The sequence below is a fragment of the Moraxella sp. CTOTU47579 genome (assembly GCF_032004885.1).
Lineage (GTDB): Bacteria > Pseudomonadota > Gammaproteobacteria > Pseudomonadales > Moraxellaceae > Faucicola > Faucicola tetraodonis.
In genome coordinates this window covers 71,922-83,177 of sequence record NZ_DALZOJ010000010.1, presented here as the reverse complement: position 1 = coordinate 83,177, position 11,256 = coordinate 71,922, and the positions used below count along the sequence as shown (strand labels likewise).

The window sequence follows — 11,256 nt, the reverse complement described above, 5'->3', positions numbered from 1 at the left end:
AGCTATTCTTCTACTTTATGTGGATTTGTGGTAGTTTTTAATTTCTTTTACTATACAATAAATCGACACAGGTACTAACAGCGACTATTTGAAACCCAGCGTTGAATTGACTACTATGTACCACAAAGTGATGTCAACACAGCGCATCATGGCATTCATAAACCCATACAATCCTCTAAATCCTAATCTAAATAAAAACTACCATAATACGAGCTATAAAATGACTAATACTGATACTAATAATGTAGCATCTAAACCCAGTTTTGATACTAGCTTTGATATAAGCGAGCTAAGCCAACAAATCGAGCAATCGGTTACTTCGCAAGCCGTAGCAGCCGCAAATCATCCGACACGCCAAATTCCACCGCTTGAAAAATGGCAACCCAAACTCAGCGGTGCGATGGATATGGTGGTCAAAGCCAATGGCGAGTGGTGGCATGAAGGCAGTCAAATCACCCGTCCACTACTCATTGATCTGTTTGCCAAAGTGTTGTGGTCAGAGGTTGATGACAACCACCACGTTCAGTATTTTTTAAAAACCCCTGTTGAAAAATGGCAAATCCAAGTAGAAGACGCGCCACTGCTAGTCAATCAAGTGGACGTCATTAACGAGCAATTTGGTGGTACTAGCAAACCGGTGTTGCAGTTCACCACCACGCAAGGCGATGTGGTGATTGCTGACGAGCAGCATCCGATTCGTTTGGGTTTGCCATTTACCCATGCAAACCAGCATGATGCGTCCTTACAGCAAAAACAAGCCAGTCAGCCTTATCTGTTGGTTCGCCAAAATGGTGACTCAGCATTATACGGACTCATTCATCGCAATGTGTTTTACCATTTGATTAAGTTGGGTGAGTTGGCAGAGGGTGAAGAGGGGACGTCATTGATTTTGCACAGTGGTGATAGCACTTTTACCTTGACGATGACCCTCTAACCAGCCGCTTTAGCCAAATTTTGATAGCTTGTGAACCAGCAAGGTGACGAATTTGCTGTCAAATTCAGCAACTGCATTTTTTTGTAGTGAGCGTCTAAAAATTGGTATAAGATAGTGGTCTATTTTATGGGTACAGTTATTTTGCGGTTTAAAATAGCAACACCCTGCGAGTTGGACTGATTAGGCTATGGTAGAGTTAGCAAGCGCGCCGATAGGCGTATTTGATTCTGGGTTGGGCGGATTGTCGGTATTGACCCATTTGCAGCGACGCTTGCCATTTGAACGTTATATCTATCTTGCCGATACCTTGCACGTACCCTATGGCTCACGCAGTGAAGTACAGATTCGTGAACTTACCTTGCAGGCAGTGGCATGGCTACACTCGCAAGGCTGTAAGCTTATTGTGATAGCTTGCAATAGTGCCTCTGCGCATGGATTACAGGCGGCAAGGCGGCAGTATCCTCAAGTGCCGATTGTCGGCTTAGTCCCTGCATTAAAACCTGCGGTGATGCAGTCGGTCACCAAGCAAGTTGCGGTGTTGGCAACCCCAGCGACCTTGCACGGATATTTACTCAATGAAGTCATTGAACAAGTCGCCAAACCGCAGCAAGTGACTGTCCACAAATATAGCTTTAACAGCCTAGTGCCTTGGGTGGAATTGGGTATGCCAAGCCATCACCCAGCGGTGACTGATTTAGATCATTTGCTAGGTGAGTTACAGGCTAAAAAAGTAGACCAATTGGTACTGGGCTGTACCCATTTTCCTTTTTTTAAAGCCTATTTGGCACAGCGTATCGACGAGCTGATGACTCACCAAGCTATGGGGCAAGTGGCATTGATTGATTCAGGCGATGCCATTGCCAAACGCGTGCATGATTTGCTTGAGCAAGCCAATCAGCTTGCCTCTCATAAAGAGCGACCACGGTTACAGTTTTATGCCACCGCCAACTTACCTGCCGCTGAGCAGGCGGCAACGCGTTTGTTGCAGCGGTTTTTGCCAGAGTTAGGGATTGATTTTTTTACCTTGTGTGTGACTCAACATGGTGCAGTGTATTGAGCTTGTTGGTTAGTCAGCATGGCTTTTTGCCCTTTTAGCTTTTAACCCTTTACTTTTTTAATTAATTGCGTTCATTAGAGCGTTATGGAGAAGATAGCATGTCTCAAAAGAAACGTTATCATATTCATATCTCTTTGGTTAGAAATGAAAATCTCTACCTAGAGAACGCGCTAGAGTACGCGTTATCGACGGATTATTTTTTGACTTGGGATTTGCTTGCGACCAATACCAATTTTGTTGAGTACAGCCGCCAACAAATCGACCAATGCGATTATATGATTTTTATTTTGGGCAATGATTACGGTCATTTAAGCCTATCTGGTGTCAGTTATCTGCACTTATCTTATATCTATGCGTCTTCAAAACGCGTCCCGATGATTGCGCTAGTCAATACCCAGCTGAACCAAAATGAGCTATTACGCCAACGGTTGGATTTGTTTAATTTGGTGATTAAAGAACAGGGTTTGCGGGTAATTCACTTCGGTCAGACCCATGATGGCGTGTCAGAATGCGTGCGTATGCTTGGGGAAATCAAAGAGAAATTTCCGCGATTAGGTTGGGTCAAAGACACCCGTTCATTGAGCACGCTACCGGCCACTGCTAGTGGCGATTTAAAGTCGATGTTTGTCTCGGATAGATTTCATATCCGTAATGGCGTGCAACCCGCCTTAACTGATAGCAGTCTAGAGGGCACTCAACAGTCCCCTGAAGCTGAAGCCAGACCAACCCAGGTTACGCCAAAAGAGCTCAATGAAGCGTTATTGGTCAACTATACCGCACACGCGTTTGAAGGCGGCAATTTGCAAGAAATCAGCGCAACTTACACCTTTAGCTGGGGTAATATTGTGCAAACGCTACAAGCATTACCACAGCCCTTTACCAGTAATATGATGTTGACCCAAATTAATGATTCCCTCAAAGATGCTGCAATGGCAGAAGCGCTCAAAATCTCACCCAATATCCATGCGGTCTCGCGCTGTCAAATCAGTAGTATCGATTATCAATGGATCAAAAGCCAACTGGTGAAAAAACGATGGTTGTTCTCGGTCAAAGAAGGGCAAAGTATCCGCGAGCTGTGGCAGATTAACATCATTGTACAAGCTTAATCCATCGTTTCTAACACGCCTTTTTTATGGTTTTATGCGCGTTTTACCCAAGTATTTTATATCAGCTTTGACCAAGCCATGATTTACTCATGTCATGATAATGTTATACAGACCTGCTAACTAGCGTCACATTTGTTTGTGTTATGATAATCTCACAGCATACATAACGATAACATTGAGAATAAAAAGAGGAGAAAATTATGAGCAATCATGTGACCCAACAAGCGGAAGATCTTGAAAACAAAATCAACCAACTTGAAGATACCATGCACGAAGCGCAGCAGTTTCGCACCCTCGAAGAGCAAGTCGAAGACATGAAACGCCGTGGTATCAACCCACGCGATAACTTCAAAAAGTGGGATGAAGACGAAGAGGACAATTGGGGCAGCAATTCAAAAGGCGAAGTCAAACCGATCCAAATGGATGATGGTGAAGAGCCCACCCCGCCACCTATTGTATAAGGTTGTACCATGCGCGGATATTAACAAAACCGTGTCACTATCAAAAAAACCCTTAATCTCAGCATTAAGGGTTTTTTATTGGGTAATGAAAAATTGATGAACATTGTAGATGACTACGGCTTAAATAACTCAGGTTTAAATCATTTAAGGTTTAATGCCTAACACTGAAACACTAAGGTTTCAATGACTAGGGCGTTGTCACCCCACCTTGCCCATTGTCGATACGATAGTAACTCGTGCGCCCATTGGCGTCGCGTACCACTTTAGTCGGCGTGGCAGTAATCGTTGAATTCGGTACAGACTGGTATCGAACGGGCGTTTGGGTCGGGTATTGGTTTGGGTACTGAGCATTGCCTATTGGCTGAGTCATTAGCATACGGTAGAGTTTCATACCCGCACGACCATCAGGGTTGACACCTTGCTGACGCTGAAAATCTTGAATGGCATAGCGCGTTTTATCGCCAATCATGCCATCAGCTTGACCAATATCATACCCACGATTAAGCAGTGCTTGCTGGATTTCACGGGCTTGACGGCGACTAATACCGGCATCATCCGTGGGCCAAGGTGTGACAAAGCCGACGTTGCTAGTACGGTTTTGGCTAATCATATCGGACAAATGCGCAATCGCTAGCGCGTAGTTCTCTGACGCATTGTAACTATAAAACGCATCGAAATTTTTACCCACTAAGAACGCCGGGCCTTTAATACCCGCAGGTAATAGCAAACCTGTACTATCAAGGCTAGAAGGTAGCGGCTGACCATTGGCAAGAGTCAGACCTTGACTGCGCCAGTAGCTCATCGGTTTTTTGGCCTTGCGGTTGCTATCTGCCCAAAACCCTGCAGGCAACTTGACCTCAAATCCCCAAGGTTCGCCCGTGCGATAACCTGCTTTATCCAAGAAATTGGCCGTTGACGCGAGCGCATCAGCTTGGCTGTTGACCAAATCTTTACGTCCATCACCATCAAAATCTTGCGCCAAGCGTAAGAAGGTACTTGGCATAAACTGGGTTTGCCCAAACGCGCCTGCCCATGAGCCAGTCATATCATCACGGCGGATATCACCATTTTGCAAGATACGCAGCGCATTGGCGTATTCCGTGCGAAAGTACGACTGACGACGGTCAAAGCAAGATAAGGTCGCTAATGACTGGATTAAGTCTTTTTTACCCAGCTGCTTACCAAAGTTCGACTCTACCCCCCAGACGCCAAGTACATCCGTTCCTTTCACGCCATAGCGCTGCTCGATGCGGTTTAGCGTGCTTTGCAGTTGGTTTTTGGCATTGATACCGTCTTGCACACGTTCTTCATCGACCAGACCAGAGAGATAGTCCCACACTTCTTTTTGAAACTCAGGTTGATAGTTGAGCGAGACAATCACACTAGGGTCAGGCTCAGTTGGGCGATATTGTTCTAAAGTGCTGGCTACACCGCTAAAGGTGCTGCTGTTTTTGAGATTGGATAAACACTGTTGAAACTGGGCATTGCTAAGATTAGGCGGTGTCGGTGCGGCATTGGCTTGGCTAATCATCGCCACGCCTGCCAGCGCCATAAAAATCGGAAGTAAACGCATAACAAACCTTGAATAGTGACAGATAAAAACATCAACAAACGGGATGAATTTTGACTAATTCAAGGGTATAAAAAAAGCTTGCTTAGTGAAAGGAGTAAATGCAGTTAATTACATTTTTTCACATTGGGTGATAAAGCGTTAATTTTTGCACGGTTATAGTAAGTCCAATTATTTAACGCGAAAAAATTGGGCATTAACGGTGTAAAGCCCAATTTTGAAAGCATTAATATAGTATCAACATGGTATCGATACGGGTCATTGTTCAATCATAAAACCGCTAAAATATTGTTTAAGCTTGGCAAGCTTGGGCGGAATCACAAAATTGCAATAGCTTTGGGTCGGGTTGTTGGCGTAATAATCTTGGTGATAGTCCTCGGCAACGAAAAACTGCGCAGCAGGATGCACTTCGGTCACTACCTTGATGCCTTGCTCATCACGAAGCTCACCAATCACACGGTCAATGGTCGGTTTTTGCTGCGCTTCATCGGTGTAAAACACCACAGAGGCATATTGTCTGCCGACATCATTACCTTGACGGTCTTGTGTTGTTGGATCATGGGTGGCAAAGAAAATATCCAATACCGTCTCAAGCGGAATAATGGTCTCATCAAAATCGACTTTAATCACTTCGACATGACCGGTATCGCCGCCACAGACGGCTTTGTAGTTGGCGCTTACTTCATCACCGCCCATATAGCCTGATGTGACATCGGTCACACCTTTGACATGACTAAATACGGATTCGGTACACCAAAAACAGCCACCGCCTAAAATAATCGTTTGCATAATAGTACCTTTTTATGGTTATTTCATTGGTTTGATATAAGGGTTAAAATAAATTATTAAAAGTAAAACGGGTGAAAATGTTAGAATAGCAAAGTTTACCCGCCATTCAAGTTAGGCAATGTAAACCAAGTTTCCGCTATCTAAGAACCTGGCAGTTTAAGCGTTTGTTAAGCGTTCCTTAAGCATTTTATTGTTGAAGCGAGCATAAAACTGTCAGCGATACTAAGCCTTAGTAACGCTCAATCAGCCATAGTGAGTCAGCCGCATGAGTCAGCCCCAAGCCAAACCACCCCTCGATACCTTGTTTACCACGCCGCTAGATACCCATGCGCGGTTTAGCTTTGATGAGCAAGTGGTGGCTTGTTTTCCCGATATGATTCGCCGTAGTGTGCCTGGGTATGGACAGATGCTCGCCATGTTGCCGATTTTTGCCAAACGCCATTGCCAGTTTCGCCAAACCAATAGCGATGGCAATAAAGTCAGCCGCGTGTATGATTTGGGCTGTTCACTCGGGGCGGTGAGTTTTGCGCTCGCAGGCGAGTTTGCGCCGCAAGATCTGCAAATCAAAGCCATTGATATCTCAGAGCCGATGATTGCCAACGCGCAAAGTGTACTGATGCAGCATTATCCTGAGCATGATATCGAGCTGATTTGCGCTGATGTGTGTGAGGTGACGTTTGAGCGGTGCGATATGATTGTGCTCAATTTAACCTTGCAGTTTTTATCCCCTGACAAGCGCGAGCAGTTACTCAAACGCTGTTATGATGCGTTGGCTGAAGGCGGTATTTTGATTTTGACCGAAAAAACCCATTTGCTCGATGAAGCGGACGATGCGTGGCGCGTTGAGCGGTATTATGATTTTAAACGCGCCAATGGCTATAGTGAGATGGAAATCAGTGGTAAACGCAATGCACTGGAGAATGTGCTTATCACCGATACCCTCGATTTTCATCATCAGCGTTTAGCAACCGTGGGGTTTGACCGCCATTTGACGTGGTTTCAGTTTTTAAACTTCGCGTCGATTATTGCGTTTAAGTGATGATTGCCGTTAAACAATGAAGACCTGTCAATCCTAAAAGAGTCAATCATGAATGCTACCATCAAAACTGCCGAAACCGACGTCTATCTTACCTTGCTGCAATTGGCGGAAAAATACCCAGTTGCCAATGAATGGCTTGCCCGGTTGCCCAATTGGCTGGCTACCATCAAAGACAAATCACGCTACGCCCATGCGCCATTTTATCAATCGCTCATTGAGCGCTTGCCCGTGGTTGGCAACGCGCAAGTAGACTTAAATCAACCCTGTATCACCGCAGCATTTGATTGGCAAGAGAGTGAATACAAGCAAACCCATGCACTACTCAAACGTCTGATGCCGTGGCGCAAAGGCGGTTTTTTACTGGGTCGAGATGACCTGCAAATCCATATTGATACCGAATGGCGCAGTGACTGGAAATGGGATAGGGTATTGCCGCATATCAGCCCACTTCACGGCAAACGCGTGCTAGACGTGGGTGGCGGTTCGGGTTATCACGGCTGGCGTATGGCGGGCGCAGGGGCAAGCACGGTGATTGTGATTGACCCATCGTGTCTGTTTTATCACCAGTTTATGGCGATTCGGCATTTCGTCAGAGACGCTGACCGTAACGATTACGGACGCAACACAGTGCACTATGTGCCCGTACCGCTTGAAGCCTTGCCCAATCCTAGCCTGACTAGCGGGCAAGCAGGGCTGTTTCATACCGTGTTTAGTATGGGCGTGCTGTATCACCGCGCGTCACCGTTTGAGCATCTTGAGCAATTATACAATCAACTAGCAAAAGGCGGAGAATTGGTACTAGAAACCCTGGTGATTGAAGGGGATGCAACATCCGTGCTAGTGCCAAGTGAGCGCTATGCACAGATGAATAACGTGAATTTTATTCCATCGGTTGCGGCACTGTCGCTATGGCTGTACAAAGTAGGCTTTGTGGCGGTGCGCTGTGTCGATGTGGATGTGACATCGACGGATGAACAACGCAAAACCGACTGGATGGATTATCAATCTTTAAGCGATTTTCTTGACCCCAATGATAGCAGCAAAACCATCGAGGGCTATCAACGCCCGACCCGTGCGGTGATGATAGCCAAACGACCGTAACGGTAACATAAACAAGTAACATGGGTAATGCGGTTTGGGGTAATGGCGTTTTAGGCTAGTAAGGTTTAGAGCAGGGTAGTTTAAAGCGTCCTACTAAAATACCACTCCAAGACCATTTTGATGAGAAAGCCAAAAAAACCGCCGCCCAATGCCAAAAAAATCCAAAATGTGCCTTGTTTGCCTGCATTGTTTTTCTTGGAAATATCGTACATGATAAAAAATAAAAACGCGATAAAGATAGGCAGCAGCACATACATGCCAAGTTTGGTGATTAACTCACTAGAGACTAAAACAAACATGTTATTATCCTATGATTGTCATCAGACATTAAAAAATTTTAGCACATATTATACGCCAAAAAACCGCGTTTCCTTGTAATGGCATGTATCTTTTGACAGGATTATAATGAAAAAACCATCAAAAATTGGTATATTGAACGCCAAAATCAATCTCCCTCGATTGTGAGCGAGTGATAGCGTCAAATCGATGGTGATTCATTGATTTATCGTGCTTTTTTAGCTATCAATCCTGCAACAAAACCTGTGAGCCAACAAAGAGAATTTCCATGTCAGAACAACAACCCGTCATTTCGCAAGCCTTAGCATTAGTGGTGGAATCACTAAAACAACAGCAAATTTTGCCAATCGATTGGGTTGATAACAGTACCATCAGCCGCACCAAAGACCAAGCGCACGGCGATTTTGCTAGTAACCTTGCCATGATAGCTGCCAAGACTGCCAAGAAAAACCCGCGTGAACTGGCGCAAACCATCGTGGCGATGTTGCCTGCCTCGGACATGATTAGCAAAGTTGAGATTGCAGGACCGGGGTTTATTAACTTTTTCTTAGATGATAACGCGCGTTTTGCTATCTTAGACACCATTATGGAGCAAAAAGGCGACTTTGGTACATCCGAAGAATTTGCCGGTCAAAAAATCCAAGTTGAGTTTGTCTCTGCCAACCCAACCTCAAGCCTACACGTGGGTCACGGTCGAGGCGCTGCGTTTGGCATGAGCGTGGCCAATTTACTAGAGGCGGTTGGCTACCAAGTCGGGCGGGAATATTATGTCAATGATGCGGGTCGTCAGATGGATATTTTGGCAACCAGTACCTATTTGCGCTACCTTGAGCTGTGCGGTGAGCCAATTGTATTTCCCACCAATGCCTACCAAGGCGATTATGTCAAAGATATTGCCAAACCCATCAAAAAACAGCATGGCGATAGCCTAAAAACCGCCTGGGAACATATGCTACTCAATGTACCTGCCGATGCCCAGTACCAAATCGATGCCAACGGCGAAAAAGTATGTGTGTCAGGTGATAAAGAAGCCCATATTGACGGGCTGATTGCCAATGCCAAAGCCAATTTGGGCGATAACTATCAGATTTTTCATGAAGCTGCACTTAGTACCATCTTGGCAGATATCCAAGATGATTTGGCGGATTTTAATGTCCATTTTGACCAATGGTTTAGCGAAAAATCAATCCAAGATGCCATTGTGCCTGCTTTGGAATTATTAGAGCAGCGGGGGTTTTTATACCAAAAAGACGGCAACTTGTGGTTTAAATCCACCGAATTTGGCGATGAAAAAGACCGTGTCGTCCGCCGTGCCAATGGTCAATTTACTTATTTTGCCTCGGATATCGCCTACCACAAAGACAAGCTTGACCGCGGCTATGACAAAATTATTGATGTATGGGGCTCAGACCACCACGGCTACATCAAACGCGTGAAAGCGGCATTGACGGCGATGGGCTACGATGCCCAGCGTATGGATGTGATTTTGGTGCAGTTTGTCACCCTATGGCGTGGTACAGAGCAAATCCAGATGTCATCACGCTCAGGTCAGTTTGTGACCTTACGTGAGCTGCGTCAAGAAGTCGGCAATGATGCCGCGCGCTTTTATTATGTCGCGCGTAAACCAGAACAGCACATTGACTTTGACTTAGAACTTGCCAAATCCCATACCAAAGATAATGCGGTATATTATATTCAATATGCGCATGCGCGTATTTGCCGTGTGCTTGAGCGTACTGAAGAGCGCGGTATCAAGGTCGATGACAAAGCCGGCAAAGCCCACCAGCATCTGTTGACCCAATCTGTCGAAACGGATTTATTGAGCTTGCTGGCTTCTTACCCTGAAGTGCTACGCCGTGCTGCGGTCAACTATGAGCCGCATTTATTGACCAATTACCTCAAAGATTTGGCAAGTTTGTTCCACGGTTGGTACAACGATAACCGTATCTTACCCAAAGATGGCGAAACCCCAACCCAAGATGAGCTTGACTTGATGCAAGCGCGTCTGCGGTTATCAAAGTCAGTACGCCAAGTGATTCAAAATGGCTTAATTTTGCTCGGATTAACGGCACCAACCAGTATGTGATATGATTAAGATACGCTAAAAACGCTGTAATATTACCGTATCCCATGTCGTAGGAGATGAAGATGGCAAGACCCAAAGGAGCGACCCCGCGTAAAGCGCCAAGCACGATGTCGTTTTTTGCTGCCATGTTGGTGGGCATGATATTGACCGTGGGGATTGGTCTGTTTGTTTATTTGTGGAATCCATTTAACCAAGGCAAAACCACAAGCGACGAAGCGCCGATGGTGCAGCCAAAGGTGCAAGACAAACCCAAAACCAATAACTACGAGTTCTATGACTTACTCAAAGAACAGCAGGTCAGTGCAGTCCCCGATGAGGCTGCTGCTAGTCAGCCAGTCTCGGCGCAGCCTGATGTGGTGTTGACCCAGGCTGACAGCACCAGTGCGACCAAATCAGCGAATGTCAGCGTGGTCGATAATCCGTTGTTGTCTGATGATAACGGAACCAAGCCACGCGCTTCAGCCAACAATAGCACGATAGACACCAGCACCGCTTCCGATGACACAAGCAGTGCCGATGCCATTGTGATTGGCAACGAGGAGCCTACGCGGACTTATATCTTGCAAATCAATAGCTTTGACAATGCCGATGATGCGGATAAACGCCGTGCTGAAGTGCTAATGGCGGGGGTGGATGCCCAAATCGTCAAAAAACGCTTAAGCAATGACCAAACCGTCTATCAAGTCATCTCTCGCGCCATGAGTAGCCCAGAGATGGCGGCACAAGCCCAGCGCCAACTACAAAATAGCCGCATTGATTCACTGATTGTCGAGCAGCGTCGCTAGGCTGATTTGCAGGCAAAAAAAACCGTGTTAT

The 11,256-nt window shown here is 45.8% G+C and carries 11 protein-coding genes; 8 read left to right on the top strand and 3 right to left on the bottom strand.

Annotation, left to right across the window (positions count from 1 at the left end):
- The first annotated feature begins 220 nt into the window (after positions 1 to 220).
- From RTP55_RS08385 to RTP55_RS08370, 4 genes are all read left to right on the top strand, one after another.
- The gene (locus RTP55_RS08385; protein ID WP_312385542.1) at positions 221 to 934 is read left to right on the top strand and encodes a DUF1285 domain-containing protein; all 714 of its coding nucleotides are present in this window, start codon (positions 221 to 223) and stop codon (positions 932 to 934) included.
- 187 nt (positions 935 to 1,121) lie between these two features.
- A complete protein-coding gene (gene murI, locus RTP55_RS08380; RefSeq protein ID WP_312385540.1) occupies positions 1,122 to 1,991 on the top strand; it encodes a glutamate racemase in 870 nt (289 codons plus the stop codon).
- 98 nt (positions 1,992 to 2,089) lie between these two features.
- Positions 2,090 to 3,097, top strand: a complete 1,008-nt coding sequence (locus RTP55_RS08375; protein ID WP_203171301.1) for a DUF4062 domain-containing protein — start codon at positions 2,090 to 2,092, stop codon at positions 3,095 to 3,097.
- Positions 3,098 to 3,297: 200 nt separating this feature from the next.
- A complete protein-coding gene (locus tag RTP55_RS08370) occupies positions 3,298 to 3,558 on the top strand; it encodes a hypothetical protein (RefSeq protein WP_203171302.1) in 261 nt (86 codons plus the stop codon).
- 187 nt (positions 3,559 to 3,745) lie between these two features.
- Here RTP55_RS08370 and RTP55_RS08365 read toward each other — a convergent pair whose 3' ends face one another.
- Both RTP55_RS08365 and msrA read right to left on the bottom strand, forming a co-directional pair.
- Positions 3,746 to 5,131 carry a lytic murein transglycosylase gene (locus RTP55_RS08365; protein ID WP_312385536.1) on the bottom strand — a complete coding sequence of 462 codons (1,386 nt, stop codon included), beginning with the start codon at positions 5,129 to 5,131 and terminating at the stop codon, positions 3,746 to 3,748.
- A gap of 255 nt (positions 5,132 to 5,386) precedes the next feature.
- Positions 5,387 to 5,917 (bottom strand): peptide-methionine (S)-S-oxide reductase MsrA, encoded by a 531-nt coding sequence (gene msrA, locus RTP55_RS08360; RefSeq protein WP_050325183.1) that lies wholly within the window; start codon positions 5,915 to 5,917, stop codon positions 5,387 to 5,389.
- A gap of 265 nt (positions 5,918 to 6,182) precedes the next feature.
- Here msrA and cmoA point away from each other — a divergent pair, with 265 nt between their 5' ends.
- Complete coding sequence (gene cmoA, locus RTP55_RS08355; RefSeq protein WP_312385535.1) at positions 6,183 to 6,956, top strand: carboxy-S-adenosyl-L-methionine synthase CmoA; 774 nt, start codon at positions 6,183 to 6,185, stop codon at positions 6,954 to 6,956.
- A 45-nt stretch (positions 6,957 to 7,001) separates the two neighbouring features.
- Entirely contained in the window at positions 7,002 to 8,057 is a 1,056-nt protein-coding gene (gene cmoB / locus RTP55_RS08350; protein WP_409418429.1) for a tRNA 5-methoxyuridine(34)/uridine 5-oxyacetic acid(34) synthase CmoB, read from the top strand.
- 80 nt (positions 8,058 to 8,137) lie between these two features.
- Here the strand turns inward: cmoB and RTP55_RS08345 are convergent, their stop codons facing one another.
- Positions 8,138 to 8,356 carry a DUF2788 domain-containing protein gene (locus tag RTP55_RS08345; protein ID WP_007117392.1) on the bottom strand — a complete coding sequence of 73 codons (219 nt, stop codon included), beginning with the start codon at positions 8,354 to 8,356 and terminating at the stop codon, positions 8,138 to 8,140.
- Positions 8,357 to 8,622: 266 nt separating this feature from the next.
- Here RTP55_RS08345 and argS point away from each other — a divergent pair, with 266 nt between their 5' ends.
- On the top strand, positions 8,623 to 10,440 hold the full coding sequence (argS, locus tag RTP55_RS08340) for an arginine--tRNA ligase (RefSeq protein WP_312116155.1): 1,818 nt from the start codon (positions 8,623 to 8,625) through the stop codon (positions 10,438 to 10,440).
- 62 nt (positions 10,441 to 10,502) lie between these two features.
- A complete protein-coding gene (locus RTP55_RS08335; RefSeq protein ID WP_203171307.1) occupies positions 10,503 to 11,225 on the top strand; it encodes an SPOR domain-containing protein in 723 nt (240 codons plus the stop codon).
- Positions 11,226 to 11,256 lie beyond the last annotated feature (31 nt).

What these genes read in the sequence shown, in the direction of transcription:
- msrA (WP_050325183.1), bottom strand. Translation starts at nt 5,917, where the DNA reads ATGCAAACGATTATTTTAGGCGGTGGCTGTTTTTGGTGTACCGAATCC.
- RTP55_RS08370 (WP_203171302.1), top strand. Translation starts at nt 3,298, where the DNA reads ATGAGCAATCATGTGACCCAACAAGCGGAAGATCTTGAAAACAAAATC.
- argS (WP_312116155.1), top strand. Translation starts at nt 8,623, where the DNA reads ATGTCAGAACAACAACCCGTCATTTCGCAAGCCTTAGCATTAGTGGTG.
- RTP55_RS08345 (WP_007117392.1), bottom strand. Translation starts at nt 8,356, where the DNA reads ATGTTTGTTTTAGTCTCTAGTGAGTTAATCACCAAACTTGGCATGTAT.
- murI (WP_312385540.1), top strand. Translation starts at nt 1,122, where the DNA reads ATGGTAGAGTTAGCAAGCGCGCCGATAGGCGTATTTGATTCTGGGTTG.
- RTP55_RS08385 (WP_312385542.1), top strand. Translation starts at nt 221, where the DNA reads ATGACTAATACTGATACTAATAATGTAGCATCTAAACCCAGTTTTGAT.
- RTP55_RS08335 (WP_203171307.1), top strand. Translation starts at nt 10,503, where the DNA reads ATGGCAAGACCCAAAGGAGCGACCCCGCGTAAAGCGCCAAGCACGATG.
- RTP55_RS08375 (WP_203171301.1), top strand. Translation starts at nt 2,090, where the DNA reads ATGTCTCAAAAGAAACGTTATCATATTCATATCTCTTTGGTTAGAAAT.
- RTP55_RS08365 (WP_312385536.1), bottom strand. Translation starts at nt 5,131, where the DNA reads ATGCGTTTACTTCCGATTTTTATGGCGCTGGCAGGCGTGGCGATGATT.
- cmoA (WP_312385535.1), top strand. Translation starts at nt 6,183, where the DNA reads ATGAGTCAGCCCCAAGCCAAACCACCCCTCGATACCTTGTTTACCACG.